The sequence below is a fragment of the Pseudonocardia kongjuensis genome, from assembly GCF_039526905.1.
Taxonomy (GTDB): Bacteria; Actinomycetota; Actinomycetes; order Mycobacteriales; family Pseudonocardiaceae; genus Pseudonocardia; species Pseudonocardia kongjuensis.
This window is the reverse complement of sequence record NZ_BAAAJK010000007.1, coordinates 111,040-128,877: the sequence shown is the minus strand read 5'-3', so window position 1 is coordinate 128,877 and position 17,838 is coordinate 111,040. Positions and strand designations below refer to the sequence as shown.

Sequence of the window (17,838 nt, the reverse complement as noted above, 5' to 3'; positions counted from 1 at the left end):
ACGCATGGACAGCACAGCGCAGAACTCCGCAGCGCAGGACCCGGCAGCGCAGGACCCGGCAGCGCAGGACCCGGCCACCGACCGGTACGCCGCCCCGGCCGCCGCCGACCAGCCGGCGGCATCGGCCACGGCCACTGCCACGGACCAGCACGCCGTTCCGGCTGCCGGTCAGCACACCGGCGCCGGCCCGGCCGCGGACCAGCCCATGGCGTCGGCCACGGCCACTGCCACGGACCAGCACGCCGGTCAGCACGCCGGCCAGTACTCCGGCCAGTACTCCGACCCGCACACCGGCCCGGCTGCCGCCCCGCACACGGGCCCGGGCGCCGACCCGCACTCCGGCCCGCACACCGGTCAGTACTCCGGCCCGCATGCCGGTCCGGGCACCGGATCCGGTGCCGGCTCCGTCCCGCCGCGCGCGGGCGGGCCGGCGCTCGGCGACCGGCTCGCCGCGTTCCGGCTGCGCCGCAGCGCCACCGACCGGATGCTCGGCGGCGTCTGCGGCGGCCTGGCCGAGGACCTCGGCGTCGATCCCGCGCTGCTCCGGATCCTGGTCCTGGTGCTGACCCTGGCCACCGGCGGCGCCGCGGCACTGGTCTACCTGGCCGTCTGGCTGGTCGCCCCGGTCGCATGACGGCCGGCGGCACGGGACGTCCCGACGCGCCAGGGGGTCGCGTCGGGACACGGTCGCTCAGCGCCGGTGGCCGGACCAGTTCGCCAGCCGCTCGGTCGGACCGGCGTCGGGGGCCGGCTCGACCACCGCGGCGAACGGGACGGGCCCGCCGCGCACGGCGGCCGGGAGGTGGACCTGCGCGGCCGCCAGCGCGGCCGTCGCCAGATCGGGATCGGCCTCCGGGTCCTGACCGGTCGCGACGGCCAGGTCCCACCCGTGCACCAGGGTCTCGTTGAGGTAGACGGTCAGCGCCACCCGGCCGGGGACCTCGCCGAAGGGCAGCCGGGCGAGCCGGTCGAGCAACGCGTCACCGTCCGGGCCGGACCAGGCCGCGCGCAGGGCCGCCGCCTCGGCGACGTAGGCCGGGGCCGGGGCGTCCAGCACGTCCTCGCTGACCAACGGGGCCGCCAGCGGGTCGGTCCCGGCGGCCACCGCGGCCGGCCGGCGCACGGTCGTCACCAGGTGCGCGAGCAGCGTGCGCACGTCGAACCCGTCGCACGGCGTCGGATCGGCCATGCGGTCGTCGGGTACCGCGGCCACGAGTCCGGAGACCCAGCTCAGCGCGCGGAAGTAGCGCGGCCGGGGGTCCTCGGCGAGCGCGGTGGGGGCGGTGGCGGATGTCGGCTGGTTCGTCATGACGACGACCGTGCACCCGAATCACGACATCTTCTGTCAGATATTGCTGGCATTCTCGGATCCGTGCGCGCGGACCGGCTGCTCTCGCTCGTGCTGCTGCTGCGGCACCGCGGTCGCACGACCGCGTCCGCGCTCGCGGCCGAGCTGGAGGTCTCGGAGCGGACCGTCCTGCGCGACGTCGAGGCGCTCTCCGCGGCGGGGATCCCGGTCTACGCCGAGCGCGGACGGCACGGTGGCTTCGCGCTGCTGCCCGGCTTCTCCACCGACCTGACCGGCCTGACGCCCGGCGAGGCGGTGGCCCTGCTGACCTCGGGATCGCCGGCCACCTCCGGGGCGCTCGGCCTGGGGAGCGAGTTCTCGTCGGCAGTCCGGAAACTGGTGGCGGCGCTGCCCGAGGCGGCACGCGCCGAGGCGACCGGCGCGGCCGGACGGGTGCTGGTCCGCCACGGCGGGCTGCTGCGCGACCCGCCCGAGACCGATCCGCTCCCGGCGCTGACGGCCGTCCAGCGGGCGGTCTTCGGGGGGACCCGGCTGTGGATGCGCTACCGCGCGGCCGACCCGGGCGGGGCTGGCACGGCGGAGGCGGCCGAACGCGTCGTCGATCCGGTCGGCCTCGTCCAGGCGTCCGGACGCTGGTACCTGCTGGCGCTGCGCGACGGCGCCGACCGCACCTACCGGGTCTCCCGGATCGAGGCGGCCGAGGCGCTGGCCGACCCGGCGCACCGGCCGGACGGCGTCGATCTGGAGGAGCTGTGGCTGCGGCGCCGGGCCGACTTCCAGGACCGGCACCCGGGCGTCGAGGTGCACCTGCGCCTCGCCGCGCAGCGTCGTGACCTGCTCCGGCCGATCACCGTGCGGGACGAGCACCGGCGCGGCGAGCTGCTCGAGGTCACGGCCGTGTTCGGGGACCTGCGGCACGCCGCCGCGGTGCTGTGGCCGCTGCTGCCGGATGTGGAGGTGCTGGGCCCCGCCGAGCTGCGGGCCGGTCTGCGAACCCGGGCGGAGGCGGCCGCCGGGTCCCTCGCCGGGCCGCCGGGCTGAGCGCCCGGACGCCGGCCGTGCCGCCCGGACGCCGGCCGTGCTGCCCGGACGCCGGCCGTGCTGCCCGACGACGGAGCCCGCCCGGTGCCCACCTGACGACGGGCCCACCTGACGACGGGCCCACCTGACGACGGAGCCCACCTGACGACGGGCCCACCCGACGACGGAGCCCACCCGACGACGGTGCCCGCCCGGGGCTCACCCTGACGACGGGGAGCCTGCGGAGCACACCGGCCGGCGGGGACGCCGACGCCGCGGGGGCGGCACCGGCGAACCGGTACCGCCCCCGCGGGTGGTGCTGCTGCGTGAGCAGGCGTGGATCAGAAGTCCATGCCGCCCATGCCGCCGGTCGGGTCGGCGGGCGCGCCGCCGCCCTTCTCCGGCTTGTCGGCGATGACCGCCTCGGTGGTCAGGAACAGCGCCGCGATCGAGGCTGCGTTCTGCAGCGCCGAGCGGGTCACCTTGGCCGGGTCGATGATCCCGGCCTTGACCAGGTCCTTGTACTCGCCGGTGGCGGCGTCGAGGCCCTCACCGGTCGGCAGGTTGCGGACCTTCTCCGCCACGACGCCACCCTCGAGGCCGGCGTTGATGGCGATCTGCTTGAGCGGAGCCTCCAGCGCGACCTTGACGATGTTCGCGCCGGTGGCCTCGTCACCGTCCAGGCCGAGGCCCTCGAACAGGCCGGCACCGGCCTGGATCAGGGCGACGCCGCCGCCGGCGACGATGCCCTCCTCGACGGCCGCCTTCGCGTTGCGGACGGCGTCCTCGATGCGGTGCTTGCGCTCCTTGAGCTCGACCTCGGTGGCCGCGCCCGCCTTGATGACGGCGACGCCACCGGCCAGCTTCGCGAGCCGCTCCTGCAGCTTCTCGCGGTCGTAGTCGGAGTCGGTGCGGTCGATCTCGGCGCGGATCTGGGAGACCCGGCCGGCGATCTGGTCGGCGTCACCGGCGCCGTCGACGATGGTGGTCTCGTCCTTGGTCACCACGACCTTGCGGGCGGTGCCCAGCAGCGACAGGTCGGCGGTGTCGAGCTTGAGGCCGACCTTCTCCGAGATGACCTCGCCACCGGTCAGGATGGCCATGTCGGCCAGCATCGCCTCGCGGCGGTCACCGAAGCCCGGGGCCTTGACGGCGACGGACTTGAAGGTGCCGCGGATCTTGTTGACGACCAGGGTGGCCAGGGCCTCGCCCTCGACGTCCTCGGCGATGATCGCCAGCGGCTTGCCCGACTGCATGACCTTCTCCAGCAGCGGGAGCAGGTCCTTGACGGTCGAGATCTTGGAGGAGACGAGCAGGACGTACGGGTCCTCGAGCTCGACCTCCATACGCTCGGCGTCGGTCACGAAGTAGGGCGAGATGTAGCCCTTGTCGAAGCGCATGCCCTCGGTGAGCTCGAGCTCGAGCCCGAAGGTCTGCGACTCCTCGACCGTGATGACGCCTTCCTTGCCGACCTTGTCCATCGCCTCGGCGATGAGCTCGCCGATCTGCGGGTCGGCGGCCGAGATGGAGGCCGTGGCAGCGATCTGCTCCTTGGTCTCGATCTCCTTGGCGGACTTGAGCAGCGCCTGGGAGACGGCCTCGGTGGCCTTCTCGATGCCGCGCTTGAGCGACATCGGGTTCGCGCCGGCGGCCACGTTGCGCAGGCCCTCGCGGACCAGCGCCTGGGCCAGCACGGTGGCGGTGGTGGTGCCGTCACCGGCGATGTCGTCGGTCTTCTTGGCGACCTCCTTCACCAGCTCGGCGCCGATCTTCTCCCAGGAGTCCTCGAGCTCGATCTCCTTGGCGATCGACACGCCGTCATTGGTGATGGTCGGCGCGCCCCACTTCTTCTCGAGCACGACGTTGCGACCCTTCGGGCCCAACGTCACCTTGACGGCGTCGGCGAGGGTGTTCATGCCCCGCTCGAGGCCCCGACGGGCCTCCTCGTCGAACGCGATCTGCTTCGCCATGGGGGTGTTGCCCTCCGATAGAGGTGAGTCGAGTGATCGGATGCGGTGCCCGCGACGGACGGCCGGCTACCCTGCGCCGGCCTCACCCACCCGACCTGGCACTCCACGGGCACGAGTGCCAGTGGATGCTGTGCCCGTTTCTAGCACTCGGGTGGGGTGAGTGCAAGCGACGGGGTCCGAATGTCGGCCGGTCGGGAGCGCGGGCAGGATGGCCCCATGACCACCGCACCCACCTGGTCGAACTCCGGTCCGCGATCGGTCGCCGAGCACGCCGCCGCGGTCGCCGCACTGCTGCCGCCGACCGGCGTCGAGCGGGTGCCGCTGGCCGATGCGAGCGGACGGGTGCTGGCCGAGGACCTGACCGCCGGAGTGGCGCTGCCGCCGTTCGACAACTCCGCGATGGACGGGTACGCGGTGCGGGCCGCCGAGCTCGCCGGCGCCTCGGACGCCGATCCGGTGACGCTGCCGGTGGCCGAGGACATCCCGGCCGGGCGGACCGCGGTGCCGCCGCTGGCCCCCGGCACGGTCGCCCGGATCATGACCGGCGCGCCGGTACCCGAGGGGGCCGACGCGATCGTCCCGGTCGAGCGGACCGACGGCGGGACCGGGCAGGTGCGCATCGCCGCCGCACCCGAGCCCGGCGCCTACGTCCGCCGGGCGGGTGAGGACACGGTCGCCGGGGCGGTGCTGCTGCGGGCGGGCACGGTGCTCGCGGCGCCGCAGATCGGATTGGCCGCCGCCGTCGGGCGCCCGGAGCTGCCGGTCCGCCGCCGGCCGCACGTGCTGGTGCTGTCCACCGGCTCGGAGCTGGTCGCCCCCGGCGAGCCGCTCGGGCCGGGCCGGATCTACGAGTCCAACGGGACGATGCTCGCCGTCGCGGTCCGCGAGGCGGGTGCGACCGCGGAGCTGCTCTCGTTCGTGCCCGACGACGTCGAGCGGTTCCGCGCGGTGCTGGCCGAGCGGGTCACCGCCTCGACGGCCGCGCTCCGGCCCGATCTGGTCCTCACCTCGGGCGGGGTGAGCGCCGGGGCCTACGAGGTGGTGAAGGACGCGATGACCGGGCACGGCGTGCAGTTCGGCAAGGTCGCGATGCAGCCCGGCGGCCCGCAGGGCTGCGGGCGGCTCGATCTCGGCGGGACGGACGTCGCGGTCGCGACCCTGCCCGGCAACCCGGTCAGCTCGCTGGTGTCGTTCGAGGCGTTCGTCCGGCCGGCGCTGCGGGCCGCGATGGGGCATCCGGCGCCGCACCGTCCGGTGGTGACGGCCCGGCTGGCCGGGGAGCTGTCCTCGCCGGCCGGCAAGCGGCAGTTCCGCCGCGGCGTGCTCGACGCGGCCACCGGGACGGTCGCCGAGATCGGCTCCACCGGATCGCACCTGATCGCGGCGCTGGCCCGGGCCGACTGCCTGATCGACGTCCCCCCGGACGTGACGACGGTGGCCGACGGATCACCCGTCGCGGTGTGGTTGATCGAGCCGTAGGCGACCCCTTCTCGCGCCGAACGGTCACCGCTGATCTGCGGCGACGATGCACTGTGCGACAGGGTCTTCACTCGCCCGGCGCCAGGGCTGCGCCGAAAGTGTGAGCCACCTCATAGGCATAAGGGGCAACGATCTCACCGCGAGCGACGTCTATCCGTGTAGGCGTTCGGCCGAAAGAGGTAGATCACGGTGGACATCCATCGTGATCTGGACTGCCGGTCGTCGGGGAGGAATACTTTTGCTCGCGAAGGGGTAACCCCTTCACAGCACAGGACCCACCGCCCGTCGCTGGGGAGCGGACGAGCGGTTCCAAGGCCGGGGTCGTCGTCTCGGGGGACGGCGGCCCCGGCCCTTTTTCGTCTCCGGGAGCGGGCGATCGTGCCAGGGCCCGCATCCGCGTCCTGCACCGGGGTCGGGTCGTCCCGCCGGAGCTGTGTCACCGGCTCCCGCGTAGCGTGGCGATCCCCAACCGGAGCATCAGGAGCCGACGACCCGCCATGGCCGAAGGAACCGGGACCTCGCCGACCCACATCGCCCGTCTGGTCCGCGACGCGATCCCGCCGATGCACCCCGGGGGCAGGCCGATCGTCGCCGCGGTCGCCCTCGTCGCCGCCGGGGTGCGCGCACTCAGCGGCCGGGGCGCACTGCCCGGGCTGCTCGCCACCGGCGCCACCGCGCTGTTCTTCCGGGACCCGGCGCGGACCCCGCCGCAGCGGCCGGGCGCCGTGCTCGCCCCCGCGGACGGCACCGTCGCGACCGTCACCGAGGTCGTCCCGCCGGCCGAGCTCGACCTCCCGCGGGTGCCGCACCCGCGGGTCTCGATCTTCCTGACGGTGCTGGACGTGCACGTGCAGTGGGTGCCGGTGCACGGCCGCGTCGTCGGCGTCCGCTACGAGCCGGGCACGTTCCTGTCCGCCGACCTGGACAAGGCCAGCGAGGACAACGAGCGCAACGCGATCACCTTCCTCGCTGCCGGTCCCGACGGGGCCGACGGGCACCGGATCGGCGTCGTGCAGATCGCCGGTCTGCTGGCCCGCCGGATCGTCTGCGGGCTCTCGACCGGCGACGAGGTCGCCGCAGGCGAGCGCTTCGGGCTGATCCGGTTCGGCTCCCGGGTCGACACCTACCTCCCGCCGGGAACGGAACCGCTGGTCCACCCCGGCCAGCGCACCGTGGGCGCCGAGACCGTGCTCGGTGTCGTCCCCCCGGCGGAGGGCTGAGCCGGATGACGATCGGGCCTCCGGCGAAGGGGTACCCGGCCGGCGTGCGACTGCTGCCCAACGCGGTCACCGTGCTCAACCTCTGCGCCGGCCTGTCGGCCGTCTACTTCGCCCTGCAGGGCCGGTTCGACCTGGCCATCGGCGCGGTGCTCGCGGCGGCGCTCTGCGACGCCCTGGACGGCGGCCTCGCCCGGCTGCTCGACGCGTCCAGCCGGATCGGTGCCGAGCTGGACTCGCTCGCCGACCTGGTGTCGTTCGGCGTCGCGCCGGCGCTGGTGATCTACATCTGGGCGTTCGAGGACACCCGCGCCGGCTGGATCGTCGCGCTCGTCTTCGCCGTCTGCATGGCGCTGCGGCTGGCCCGGTTCAACACGCTGCTCGACGACGACCAGGCGCCGCCGTTCGCCCGCGAGTTCTTCGTCGGTGTCCCGGCCCCGGCCGCGGCCATGACCGCCGGGATCCCGCTCTACCTGTGGCTGCACCTCGGGCCCGGCTGGTGGTCGGCCGAGCCGGTGGTCGCGGTATGGGCGCTGTTCACCGCAGGCCTGATGGTCAGCCGGATCCCGACCGTGTCGCTCAAGGCGGTCCGCGTGCCACAGCGGGCGATCGCCCCGCTGCTGGTCGGCGTCGGTGCGATCGCCGCGGCGCTGTTCACGGTGCCCTTCCTCGGCGTCACGGTGGCCGCGACCGGCTACCTGCTGCTGCTGCCCTACACCGCCTACCGGTACCGCTGGCTGGCCCGGCACCCGGAGGCGTGGGACGTCCCGACCCGGCAGCGCCGGGCCGTCGCCCGGGCCGCCCGCTCGGCCCGCCGGCTCGGGCTGCGGCCGCCGCTGCGCCGCCGGGTCGCCGGCCGGGCCGGTGCGATGGCCCGCGGGGTCCGGCGCCGGCTCGACCCGGACGGCGCCGCCCGCCGGGAGAACAGCCGGTCCGGCAACGGCCGGGCGGTGCACGGCCCCGGCGTCGCCCCGGCCCCCCGCGGGTCCGGGCGCCGCCTCGGGCTGCGCCGTCGCTGACCACTAGCGTGACGCGGGTGGGAGACCCCTCGCTGACCCTGGTCGCGCGCCTGGCCCCGGCGGCCACCGACGCCCGGCGGGGGGTGATCCGGTTGCATCCCGAGGTGCTCGCCGGCCTCGGCCTGCGGTCCTGGGACGCGGTGCTGCTCACCGGTTCCCGGCCGACCGCCGCGCTCGCCGTCGCCGGTGACGCCTCGGAGCCGCACGGCCAGGCCCGGCTCGACGACGTGACCCTGTCCAACGCCGGCCTGACCGACGGCGCCGCCGTCGTCGTCGCGCCCGCGGAGGTGTCCGCCGCCCGCGAGGTCCGGCTGATCGGCTCCCGGCTCGCGACCGCGACCGTCGGCCCGGCGACCCTGCGGCTGGCGCTGATGGGGAAGGTGCTCCTGCGCGGGGACGCGGTCTCGCTGCTGCCGCAGGACATCGCCCCGCCGCCCGGTGCGGACGTGCACTCGGTGCGCCGGGCGCTGGCCGCGGCGGTCGGTGGCGCGTGGACCTCGGAGCTGCTGACGGTCGCCGTCGCCGAGCCGGCCGGCGGGCCGGTCGTGGTGGCGCCGTCCACCGTGGTCGGCTGGCAGGGCGGCGCGGACACCGGGACGGTCGCGGTGCGGGCGGGTGCCGGGCCGGGCGGTGCGGCCGGGCCGGGCGGGGCGGCAGCGGCGGGGACCGGGAAGCGCGCTTCCGGCGCCGGGGCCGCCGGTGCGGGCACGGCCGGGAGCCCTGCCGCCGGGAGCCCTGCCGCCCGGAGCCATGCTGCCCGGAACCCTGCTGCCGGGAACCCTGCTGCCGGGAACCCTGCTGCCGGGAGCCCGGCCGCCGGGAACCCTGCCGCCGGGGACGACACCGCCGGGGATCGGGTGGTGCCCGAGGCCGAGCCGCCCCCGTCGATCGACGACCTGGCCGCGAACGAGCCGGTCGCCCGGCGGCTGCTGGACTGGCTGGAGCTGATGTTCCGCCGTCCCGAGCTGCTCACCCGGCTCGGCGGCGAGGCCCGGCTCGGCGTGCTCGTCAGCGGGCCGGAAGGGGTGGGCAAGGCGCCGCTGGTGCGCAGCGCCGCCGCCGCCGCGGGGGCCCGCTGCGTGGAGCTCGTCGCGCCGGCCGTCGCCGCCCTGGAACCGGCGGCCGCGGCCGAGCGGGTCCGGGCCGCGATCGCCGACGCGCGCCCGGCCGCGGACGAGCCCGCCGTGCTGCTCGTGCACGACGCGCACGCGCTGCTCCCGGCGTCGAACCCGCCGCCGCTGGCCACCCTGGTGCTCGACGAGCTGCGCGCGGCCACCGCGCCCGGCGGGCCCGCACTCGTCGTCACCAGTGCCGAACCGGAGTCGCTGGATCCGCGCCTGCGCGCACCCGACCTGGTCGACCGCGAGCTCACGGTGCCGCTGCCGGACGCCGCGACCCGCCGCGCACTGCTGGAGCGGCTGCTGGCCGGCGTCCCGCGCGGCCGGGACGTCGATCTCGGGGTGATCGCCGCCCGGACACCGGGCTTCGTCGTCGCCGATCTCGCGGCGGTGCGCCGGGAGGCCGCGATCGCCGCCGCACTGCGCGGCGCGGGGGAGGGCACCGACGGGATCGAGGAGGTCCGGCAGCAGGACCTGCTCGGCGCCGTCGGCTCGGTCCGGCCGATATCGCTGTCCGGCGGCGGCGCCCTCGGGCACGGCGGGCTGACCCTCGACGACGTCGGCGACATGACCGAGGTCAAGCAGTCGCTGACCGAGGCGGTGCTGTGGCCGCTGCGCCATCCCGACTCGTTCGCCCGGCTCGGGGTGGACGCGCCGCGCGGCGTGCTGCTCTACGGCCCGCCCGGCGGCGGCAAGACGTTCCTGCTGCGCGCGCTGGCCGGGACCGGCGATCTCAACGTGTTCGCGGTCAAGGGCGCCGAGCTGCTGGACAAGTACGTCGGCGAGTCCGAGCGGGCGGTCCGGGAGCTGTTCCGCCGGGCCGCGGAGGCCGCCCCGGCGCTGATCTTCCTGGACGAGGTCGACGCGCTCGCCCCGCGCCGGGGTGGATCGACCGACGCCGGCGTCGCGGACCGGGTGGTGGCGGCGCTGCTCACCGAGCTGGACGGTGCGACGCCGCTGCGCGAGGTCGTCGTCGTGGGGGCGACGAACCGGCCGGACCTGATCGATCCGGCGCTGCTGCGGCCCGGCCGGCTGGAGCGGCTGGTGTTCGTCCCGCCGCCGGACGCCGAGGCCCGGGCCGACATCCTCCGGGCCGCCGGCCGGGACGTCCCGCTCGGCGACGACGTCGACCTGGACGAGCTCGCCGCCGACCTGGACGGCTACTCGGCGGCGGACTGCGCCGCGCTGCTGCGGGAGGCCGCGCTGACCGCGATGCGCGAGTCGCTGGAGGCGGGCGAGGTGACCGCGGCGCACGTCGCGGCCGCCCGGCGGGCGGTCCGGCCCTCGCTGGACCCGGAGCAGGTCGCCGAGCTCGAGGCGTACGCGCGGCGGCGCAGCGACTGAGCCCGGCCGGTCCCCGACGGACGACGACCCCGGACGGGATGCCCGTCCGGGGTCGTCGGCGCGCTGGGGAGCAGGTTCGGTGTCAGGCCGCCGAGAAGTCCCGGGTGACGATCACTATCACGCCGGGCGTCGCGTCCTGGATGCCGTCGAAGCGCGGCTCGGCCCGGATGCCGAAGGCGCGGGCGATCTCGTCCGCCGCGGCCTTCTCGGCGGTGCCGGTCCGGTAGTACACGGTCGTCGTGGGGATCACGCCCGCCGAGTAGTTCTGCACCTGCGACACGGTCCAGCCGTTGCTGCGGAACTTCCCGGCCGCCTGCTCGGCGAGACCCCGGATCGTCGAGTTGTTGTAGATCCGGACGGCGGGCCGGACGGCCACGGCGGACCCCTCGCTCGCGGTGCCGCCCGGGGCGGGCCCGGCCGCGGCGGGCGGCGGCGCGCCGTCCGCGCCGGTGCCGTCGAAGCCGGGGGAACCGGGCGTGCCCGGGGCGCCGGGGGTGAACGGCGAGGTGCCCGGGGCGGCACCGTCGGTGCCCTCCCCGCCGGGGGCGGCCCCGTCGGCGCCATCGGCCCCGTCGGCCCCGTCCTCGCCGGGGGCGGGCGCTGCGCCGTCCCCGCCGGGGGCGGGATCGGCCGTCGCCGGTGGCGGCGCGGCCTGCGGGCTCTCGTCACCGCCACCGCCGAGACCGGACAGCCCGACGACACCGGCCAGCACACCGACGCCGATCAGTGCGATACCGGCGATCTTCAGCGGCGAGGTTCCGCCGGACGCGGGTGCGGTCATCGTGACCTCCGATTGGGGCTCGAGCTGCGGCTCACGGCTGCCTCCGGGCTTCCCGGTCTCAGGGCTCGAGACCCAGGCGGCGGGCGGCGCGGGTGCGCTGACGGCTGGAACGCAGCCGGCGCAGGCGCTTCACGAGCAGCGGATCGACGGCCATCGCCTCGGGCTTGTCGACCAGCGCGTTCAGCACCTGGTAGTAGCGGGTCGCGGACATGTCGAAGAGCTCGCGGATCGCCTGCTCCTTGGCGCCCGCGTACTTCCACCACTGGGCCTCGAACGCGAGGATCTCGCGCTCCCGGCGGTCGAGCTCGCGGGAGGGGGTTGCGGAGCGCCGGTGCGCTCCGCGGCGTTCCGAGAGGGACCCAGCGGACTCCATCACGCTCCTCGAGCGGCCGACGATCTGACGGCGACGGCCCTCCGGAGGGCCACCGCCGATGCCGAATGACACGGCTGTCATTCGAGGTCGGATTGAACCACACGGGACCGACGGCGAGTCGCCGCGACGCGCCCCGGGGCGCCCGAAACCCATCGGCCGGGGGGCGGCCCCGTCACCCGGAGCGGGCACCGCGCGGCGCGACCGTACCCTGCGACGGTGACGGTTCTGCGCATCCGCATGGTCGGCGATCCCGTGTTGCACCGGCCCACCCGCCCGGTGGCGTCGGCGGACATCGGGGAGGACGAGCTGCGCACGCTCGTCGACGACATGTTCGAGACGATGGCGGCGGCCAACGGGGTCGGGCTCGCGGCCAACCAGGTCGGGATCGACCTGCGGCTGTTCGTCTTCGACTGCCCGGATCCCGAGACCCGCACGATGCGCCGCGGGCACGTGCTCGATCCGGTGCTGGAGACCGGCGAGATCCCGGAGATCATGCCCGACCCGGACGAGGACCAGGAGGGCTGCCTGTCGGTCCCCGGCGAGAGCTTCGCGACCGGCCGCGCCGACTGGGCCAGGGTCACCGGCACCGACGTCGACGGCAACCCGGTGGACGTCGAGGGCAAGGGCTTCCTGGCCCGCTGCCTGCAGCACGAGGTCGACCACCTCGACGGCCACCTCTACCTGGACCGGCTGATGGGCCGCAACCAGCGGGGCGCCAAGAAGATGCTGCGCCGCAACGGCTGGGGCGGGCCGTCGGACTCGTGGGATCCCTCGGCCGTCGACGCGGAGGACGTACCCCGGGGCTGACCCCGAGACCGACCCCGGGACTCATACCCCGGTACTAGGGGTTGACCTGCAGGAACCGGTCCTGCGACCGATGTGGCAGGCCGCCCCGGCCGGGCATCGTGGACGCCATGGTGCTCACGATCCTCGCCGTCCTCCCGGTCCTCGCCGTGCTGCTGGTCATGGCGGCGCAGCCGCTGTTCGAACTCTGGGACGACCGCGCCTCCGAGCGCGAGTGCGCCGCGGCCGCCGCCGGGCGGGCCCGGCCGGTGCCGGCCCCGGTGCCCGTGCCGCTGCCCGCGCCGATCCAGACGGGGACGCCGCCGGCGTTCCCGGAGGCCCTCGGCGACGTCAGCGCGGTGCTGTCCGTCCCGCACCCCCGCCGCCCGGCCGCCGCCCTGCGCGCCGTCCACTGAGGCGTCATTCGACGAGCTTGTTCTCCCAGGCCCAGGCCGCGATCTCGACCCGGTTGCGGGCGTCCAGCTTGGACCCGATGTTGGCGATGTGCGTCTTGACCGTCGACAGCGACACGAACAGGTCCCCGGCGATCTCGTGGTTCGTCCGCCCGCGCGCGACGGCCCGCACCACCTCCAGCTCCCGGGCGGACAGCGCCGCCAGCGCGGCCGGCCGCGGCGCGACGGGCTCGGTGAGCCGCTCCAGCAGCCGCACCGTCACCGACGGCGACACCAGCGCGTCCCCGGCGGCGGCCGCCCGCACCGCCTCGACCAGCAGCCGCGGGCCGGCGTCCTTCAGCAGGAACCCGCAGGCCCCGGACCGCAGCGCGCCGTAGACGTACTCGTCGAGATCGAAGGTCGTCACCACGACGACCCGCGGCGGGGACGGATCGGCGCACAGTGCCCGGGTCGCCTCGATGCCGTCCATCCCGGGCATCCGGATGTCCATCAGCACCACGTCCGGGCGCACCTCGCGGGCCAGCGCGACCGCGCCGGTGCCGGTGCCGGTCTCGCCGAGCACCTCGATGTCGTCCTCGGCGGAGAGGATCAGCCGGAAGCCGGTCCGGACCATCTCCTGGTCGTCGGCGAGCACCACCCCGATGGTCACCGGGCCACCGCCGGCAGCTCTGCCAGCACCTCCCAGACGCCCGGCCCGTCCGGGCCGACCCGCAGCGTGCCGCCCAGCGCGCCGACCCGCTCGGCCATCCCGGCCAGGCCGAACCCGCCGCGCTCGTGCGGGCGCGGCCTGCGCTCCGGGGAACCGCCCTCGTTGCGCACGCCGACCGCCAGCCTGTCGTCCCGCAGCTCCAGCCGGACCTGCACCGACGTCGCGTCCGGCGCGTGCCGGTGCACGTTGGTCAGCGCCTCCTGGACGACCCGGTAGGCGGTGGCGCCGACCCCGGGTGCGAGCCGCGCCGGGTCCAGCCCGGGATCGATCTCCAGCACGGTCCGCTCGCCGGCCGGGTCGAACCGGCCGACCAGCTCGGCCACGTCGTCCGGGCCGTGCGCGACCGCGCGGGCGGCCTCCTCCCCGCCGCGCAGCACGCCCACCATCCGGCGCATCCCGGCGAGCGCCTCCGCGCCGGCCCGTTCGATCGACTCCAGCGCCGGGCCGGCCTGCTCGGGGCGGGTCCGGGCGACGGCGACCGCCGCCTGCGCGGCCACCACGATCCCGGTGACGTGGTGCGCGACGACGTCGTGCAGCTCCCGGGCCAGCTCCATCCGCTCGTCGTTGCGGGTGGCGGCGAGCCGGGCCTCCCGGCGCACCCCCAGCTCGCGCAGCACCGCCGCGACCGCGACCGTGCTCGCCCAGCCCAGCCCGGCGAGCGCCATCGCGGTGGCCCGGTCGGGATCGTCGAACCGCAGCAGCGGCATCCCGACGATCACCACGAACGACGCCACGGCGAACCCGACCGCCGCGCCGCCCGCCGTCCGCCGGATCACCGCCACCGTGACGACGGCGAGCGCGAACAGCTCGGCCAGTGACACCAGCGGTGCCCCGGACGGCCAGGCCAGCACCGACAGCAGCGCGGACGCGGTGAACGCGGCCACGGCGGTGCCGACCACCGGGTACCGGTACCGGGCGAGCACCACGCCGGCCACCGCGGCACCGGCGAGCACCCCGGAGATCCACAGCCCGCGGCCGTCGGACAGTCCTGGTGCCGCGAACAGGTCGAGCACCAGCCAGAACAGGTAGGCGAAGGCCTCCAGCGTGAACATCAGCGAGCGGGTCGGCCGGGCGGGACCACGCGGGAGGACGACCGTCGGGGACGTCATGGCGATCACCGTAGGGCTGAGACGGCCGGCCCGGCCTCAGCCGGAAGTACGAGCCACCCGACCGGGAAGACCGTCCCGTGGTCCGAGGTGCGCGGCGCCGCCGCCCGGCACCGTTGTGGACATGATCGAGGTCCTGATGAACGCGGTCGCCGTCACCGGCGGTGTCGTGCTGTTCCTGATGCTGCTGTCGATGGCGGCCCTGCCGCTGCTCGAGGGCTGGGGGGAGCAGCTGTGACGGGTGCTGCTGCGGCGGCCGGTGCCGTCGAACTGGTCCGGCGCTACGGATCGGGACCCGGCGCGGTGTCGGCGCTGGCCGGGTTCACCCTCTACATCCCGGCCGGGCGGTTCACCGCGGTGATGGGGCCGTCCGGGTCCGGGAAGTCGACGCTGCTGCACTGTCTCGCCGGGCTGGACCGGCCGACGTCGGGGCAGGTGCTGCTCGGCGACACCCGGCTCGGCATGCTCGGCGACGCCGAGCTGACCCGGGTCCGCCGGGACCGGATGGGCTTCGTCTTCCAGGACGGCAACCTGCTCCCGCACCTGAGCGCGGGGGAGAACATCGACCTGGCCGTCGCGCTCGCCGGGCGCCGCCCGGACCGGGCGTGGCGGGCCGAGCTGGTGGACCGGCTGGGGATCGGCGCGCGGCTGGGGCACCTGCCCTCGGAGCTGTCCGGCGGGCAGCGGCAGCGGGTCGCGGTGGCCCGGGCGCTGCTCGGCCGGCCGGAGATCGTCTTCGCGGACGAGCCGACGGGCGCGCTGGACACCACGTCCGGGCGGGAGCTGCTGGGACTGCTGCGGGCCTGCGTCGACGACTACGGGCAGACCGTCGTCATGGTCACCCACGATCCGCTCGCCGCATCGGTCTCGGACCAGGTGCTGATCCTGCGCGACGGGCTCGCCGCGGGCCGGCTGGTCGCCCCCACCCCGGACGCGGTGCTCGCCGCGCTCGGGGCGCTGTCCGGCGAGCGCGCCACCGGCGTCCGGCCGGCCGGGCAGGGGGCCCGGGCATGAGCATGCTGAACCCGGCGACCCGCGCGGCCGCCGCCGGGATCCGCCGCCGCCCCCGGCAGCTGCTGCTGACCGGGCTCGCCGTGCTGGTGGCGACGGCGTTCGCGGCCGGGGCGGTGCTGCTGACCGGCACCCTGCGCGCCGCCCTCACCGAGGACGCGGTGCACACCCCGGCGGGCGCGTCGCACGTGGTGTCCGTGCGCGGCCCCGACACCGGCCCCGGCAGCGGCCCTGACACCGGCACAGTGGCGATCGCGCAGCGGTTGCGGGAGGTGCCCGGGGTGACCGGCGTGGCGCCCGTGTTCGGCGGTGTCGTCCCGCTGGCGGCCGGGACGACCAGCGGCGACTGGCTGGTGACCTCGGACCCGATGACCGGTCCGCTGACCGCGCTGCCCGCGCCGGAGCAGGGCCGCGCGGCCGGTCCGGGCGAGGTGCTGATCGGCAGCGCGACGGCGGAACGCACCGGTCTGGCGCCGGGTGACACCGTGACGCTCGGCGACCGGTCGCTGCGCGTCGCCGGGGTGGTCCGGCTGCCGTTCGAGTCGCTCGACTCGCTGGTGCTGACCACGCAGGACGCGCTCGCGCTGGACGGGGCGCTGTACGCCTCCCGGATCGACGTGGCGGGCGACGCGGACACCGCGGCGCTCGGCGCGGCCGCCGGCGGGGAGCGGGTGCGGACCGCCGCCGAGCAGCGGGACGCCGAGATCGCCGAGGCGTCGGCGTCGGTGCTGGCGGTGCTCGCCGGGCTGTCGGTCTTCGTCGGTCTCGCGCTGGTCGCCGCGGCCGTGGTGGTGTCCTCGACGTTCCGGATCGTGCTGGCCCGGCGCAGCCGCGACCTGGCGCTGCTGCGGTGCGTCGGTGCGAGCCGCGGGCAGGTGACCCGCTCGGTGCTGGCCGAGGCCGCGCTCACCGGCCTGGTCGCCGGCGTGCTGGGGACGGCGGCCGCGGTCGGTGCCGGGTACGGCGGACTCGCCGTCGCCCGGGCGTCCGGTGTGGACGTACCGGCGCTGGCGGTGCAGCCGCTGTGGCTGGCCGGCTGCGTGCTGCTGGCGGTGCTGACCACGGTGCTCGCGGCGCTGCCGCCGGCCCGGGCCGCCGGCCGGGTGGCGCCGGTGGTGGCGCTGGGTTCCGCCGACGCGACCGAGGCGCACGCCCCGCGGGCCCGCACCCGGCTGCCCGCCGCCGCCGTGCTGGCCGCGCTGGCCGCGGCGACGGCCGGCATCGGGGTCACGCTCGGCGACCAGCTCGGCGGCCTGGCCGTGGTCGCTCTGAGCGGGCTGCTGCTGGTCGCCGCGCTCGGCGTGACCGGGCCGTTCCTGATCTCGGGGGTCGCCGCGGCGCTGCGTCCGCTGACCGTCCGGTCCGGCCCGCTGCGGCTGGCGGTGGCGAACGCCCGCAGGCTGTCCCGGCGGACCGCGGCGATGACGACGGTGCTCGCCCTCGGGGTAGGGCTGACGGCGGCCCTGCTGGTGGCCGTCGCCGGGGCGTCGGCCGACGCGCGGGCCTCGATCGACCGGTCCCTCCCGGCCGACGCGGTGATCCTCCCGGTGTGGCAGGACGACGACGCGGCGCGTGCCGCGGCGGCGCAGGCGCTCGCCGCCACGCTGGACGCGAACCCGCAGCTGCAGGCGTACGCCGCCGGGACCGAGGTCCGGGTGGACGCGGTGCCGGGTGCCGATCCGCGGGCCGTCCGGGAGGCGGTCGCCGGGTCGATCGGGGACGCCGGCTCGGTGACCTGGACCGCGGACGTCCGGGAGCAGATGGAGTCCGCCCTGTCGGTGGCCCGGGCGATCGGCGCCGGACTGATCGGGACCACCGTCGTCGTCGCGGTGGTGGGGGTCGCCGTCACGCTGGCGCTCTCGGTCGGCGAGCGCACCCGGGAGATCGCGCTGCTGCGCACCTTCGGCCTGACCAGGGCGGGTTCGCGGCGGGCGGTCGCGGCGGAGGCCGGGCTGGCCGGGGCGGTGGGGGCCGTCGTCGGCGTGCTGCTCGGCGGCGTCTACGGGCTGCTGGCCCTGCGGGCGATCGAGCTGGACGGCGGGGTGCCACCGGTCGGGCAGCTGATGGGCCTGGCGGCGGTGGTCACGGTGGTCTCGGTGGTGGCGTCGGTCGCCCCGATGCGGCGCGCCGGGCGGGTCGAGCCCGCACACGGCGTCGTCGGGTGAACCGCGGTCGCGCGCCCGCAC

At 76.3% G+C, this 17,838-nt stretch carries 16 protein-coding genes; 10 read left to right on the top strand and 6 right to left on the bottom strand.

Going from position 1 to position 17,838, the window contains the following annotated elements; genetic code table 11:
- Window positions 1–4 precede the first annotated feature (4 nt).
- Window positions 5–634 carry a PspC domain-containing protein gene (locus ABD160_RS10875; RefSeq protein WP_344021110.1) on the top strand — a complete coding sequence of 210 codons (630 nt, stop codon included), beginning with the start codon at window positions 5–7 and terminating at the stop codon, window positions 632–634.
- A gap of 57 nt (window positions 635–691) precedes the next feature.
- On the opposite strand, the gene ABD160_RS10870 is transcribed toward ABD160_RS10875, so the two are convergent.
- On the bottom strand, window positions 692–1,309 hold the full coding sequence (locus ABD160_RS10870; RefSeq protein WP_344021108.1) for a TIGR03086 family metal-binding protein: 618 nt from the start codon (window positions 1,307–1,309) through the stop codon (window positions 692–694).
- 63 nt (window positions 1,310–1,372) lie between these two features.
- On the opposite strand from ABD160_RS10870, the gene ABD160_RS10865 reads away from it, so the two are divergent.
- Window positions 1,373–2,350, top strand: a complete 978-nt coding sequence (locus ABD160_RS10865; RefSeq protein ID WP_344021106.1) for a helix-turn-helix transcriptional regulator — start codon at window positions 1,373–1,375, stop codon at window positions 2,348–2,350.
- Window positions 2,351–2,670: 320 nt separating this feature from the next.
- Here the strand turns inward: ABD160_RS10865 and groL are convergent, their stop codons facing one another.
- A complete protein-coding gene (gene groL / locus ABD160_RS10860) occupies window positions 2,671–4,299 on the bottom strand; it encodes a chaperonin GroEL (protein WP_344021104.1) in 1,629 nt (542 codons plus the stop codon).
- Window positions 4,300–4,515: 216 nt separating this feature from the next.
- Between groL and moeA the strand changes: the two genes are divergently transcribed.
- The 4 genes from moeA (at window position 4,516) to ABD160_RS10840 (ending at window position 10,476) form a co-directional block, all read left to right on the top strand.
- Complete coding sequence (moeA, locus tag ABD160_RS10855) at window positions 4,516–5,778, top strand: molybdopterin molybdotransferase MoeA (RefSeq protein WP_344021102.1); 1,263 nt, start codon at window positions 4,516–4,518, stop codon at window positions 5,776–5,778.
- Window positions 5,779–6,275: 497 nt separating this feature from the next.
- On the top strand, window positions 6,276–6,998 hold the full coding sequence (locus ABD160_RS10850) for a phosphatidylserine decarboxylase (protein WP_344021100.1): 723 nt from the start codon (window positions 6,276–6,278) through the stop codon (window positions 6,996–6,998).
- Window positions 6,999–7,003: 5 nt separating this feature from the next.
- The gene (gene pssA, locus ABD160_RS10845; protein WP_344021098.1) at window positions 7,004–8,014 is read left to right on the top strand and encodes a CDP-diacylglycerol--serine O-phosphatidyltransferase; all 1,011 of its coding nucleotides are present in this window, start codon (window positions 7,004–7,006) and stop codon (window positions 8,012–8,014) included.
- 17 nt (window positions 8,015–8,031) lie between these two features.
- Complete coding sequence (locus tag ABD160_RS10840; protein ID WP_344021096.1) at window positions 8,032–10,476, top strand: AAA family ATPase; 2,445 nt, start codon at window positions 8,032–8,034, stop codon at window positions 10,474–10,476.
- An 82-nt stretch (window positions 10,477–10,558) separates the two neighbouring features.
- Here ABD160_RS10840 and ABD160_RS10835 read toward each other — a convergent pair whose 3' ends face one another.
- Both ABD160_RS10835 and ABD160_RS10830 read right to left on the bottom strand, forming a co-directional pair.
- Entirely contained in the window at window positions 10,559–11,257 is a 699-nt protein-coding gene (locus ABD160_RS10835; RefSeq protein WP_344021094.1) for a LytR C-terminal domain-containing protein, read from the bottom strand.
- 58 nt (window positions 11,258–11,315) lie between these two features.
- Entirely contained in the window at window positions 11,316–11,630 is a 315-nt protein-coding gene (locus ABD160_RS10830; protein WP_085910476.1) for a DUF3263 domain-containing protein, read from the bottom strand.
- Window positions 11,631–11,846: 216 nt separating this feature from the next.
- Between ABD160_RS10830 and ABD160_RS10825 the strand changes: the two genes are divergently transcribed.
- Together ABD160_RS10825 and ABD160_RS10820 are read left to right on the top strand one after the other, a co-directional pair.
- A complete protein-coding gene (locus tag ABD160_RS10825; protein WP_344021090.1) occupies window positions 11,847–12,437 on the top strand; it encodes a peptide deformylase in 591 nt (196 codons plus the stop codon).
- 107 nt (window positions 12,438–12,544) lie between these two features.
- A complete protein-coding gene (locus ABD160_RS10820; RefSeq protein ID WP_344021088.1) occupies window positions 12,545–12,829 on the top strand; it encodes a hypothetical protein in 285 nt (94 codons plus the stop codon).
- A gap of 4 nt (window positions 12,830–12,833) precedes the next feature.
- On the opposite strand, the gene ABD160_RS10815 is transcribed toward ABD160_RS10820, so the two are convergent.
- Together ABD160_RS10815 and ABD160_RS10810 are read right to left on the bottom strand one after the other, a co-directional pair.
- Window positions 12,834–13,475: a response regulator gene (locus tag ABD160_RS10815; RefSeq protein ID WP_344021086.1), complete on the bottom strand. Its 642-nt coding sequence runs from the start codon at window positions 13,473–13,475 to the stop codon at window positions 12,834–12,836.
- Window positions 13,472–14,644, bottom strand: coding sequence for a sensor histidine kinase (locus tag ABD160_RS10810; RefSeq protein ID WP_344021084.1), 1,173 nt, complete (start codon window positions 14,642–14,644; stop codon window positions 13,472–13,474). The genes ABD160_RS10815 and ABD160_RS10810 overlap by 4 nt, the downstream gene beginning before the upstream one ends.
- Before the next feature lie 231 nt (window positions 14,645–14,875).
- On the opposite strand from ABD160_RS10810, the gene ABD160_RS10805 reads away from it, so the two are divergent.
- Both ABD160_RS10805 and ABD160_RS10800 read left to right on the top strand, forming a co-directional pair.
- The gene (locus ABD160_RS10805) at window positions 14,876–15,655 is read left to right on the top strand and encodes an ABC transporter ATP-binding protein (protein ID WP_344021082.1); all 780 of its coding nucleotides are present in this window, start codon (window positions 14,876–14,878) and stop codon (window positions 15,653–15,655) included.
- Window positions 15,652–17,817 carry an FtsX-like permease family protein gene (locus ABD160_RS10800; RefSeq protein WP_344021080.1) on the top strand — a complete coding sequence of 722 codons (2,166 nt, stop codon included), beginning with the start codon at window positions 15,652–15,654 and terminating at the stop codon, window positions 17,815–17,817. Before ABD160_RS10805 ends, ABD160_RS10800 begins: the two co-directional genes overlap by 4 nt.
- Window positions 17,818–17,838 lie beyond the last annotated feature (21 nt).

Bases quoted from the DNA above. Each gene is read 5' to 3' on its own strand.
- ABD160_RS10875 (WP_344021110.1), top strand. From the start codon at position 5: ATGGACAGCACAGCGCAGAACTCCGCAGCGCAGGACCCGGCAGCGCAG.
- ABD160_RS10870 (WP_344021108.1), bottom strand. From the start codon at position 1,309: ATGACGAACCAGCCGACATCCGCCACCGCCCCCACCGCGCTCGCCGAG.
- groL (WP_344021104.1), bottom strand. From the start codon at position 4,299: ATGGCGAAGCAGATCGCGTTCGACGAGGAGGCCCGTCGGGGCCTCGAG.
- moeA (WP_344021102.1), top strand. From the start codon at position 4,516: ATGACCACCGCACCCACCTGGTCGAACTCCGGTCCGCGATCGGTCGCC.
- ABD160_RS10850 (WP_344021100.1), top strand. From the start codon at position 6,276: ATGGCCGAAGGAACCGGGACCTCGCCGACCCACATCGCCCGTCTGGTC.
- pssA (WP_344021098.1), top strand. From the start codon at position 7,004: ATGACGATCGGGCCTCCGGCGAAGGGGTACCCGGCCGGCGTGCGACTG.
- ABD160_RS10835 (WP_344021094.1), bottom strand. From the start codon at position 11,257: ATGACCGCACCCGCGTCCGGCGGAACCTCGCCGCTGAAGATCGCCGGT.
- ABD160_RS10830 (WP_085910476.1), bottom strand. From the start codon at position 11,630: ATGGAGTCCGCTGGGTCCCTCTCGGAACGCCGCGGAGCGCACCGGCGC.
- ABD160_RS10820 (WP_344021088.1), top strand. From the start codon at position 12,545: ATGGTGCTCACGATCCTCGCCGTCCTCCCGGTCCTCGCCGTGCTGCTG.
- ABD160_RS10810 (WP_344021084.1), bottom strand. From the start codon at position 14,644: ATGACGTCCCCGACGGTCGTCCTCCCGCGTGGTCCCGCCCGGCCGACC.
- ABD160_RS10800 (WP_344021080.1), top strand. From the start codon at position 15,652: ATGAGCATGCTGAACCCGGCGACCCGCGCGGCCGCCGCCGGGATCCGC.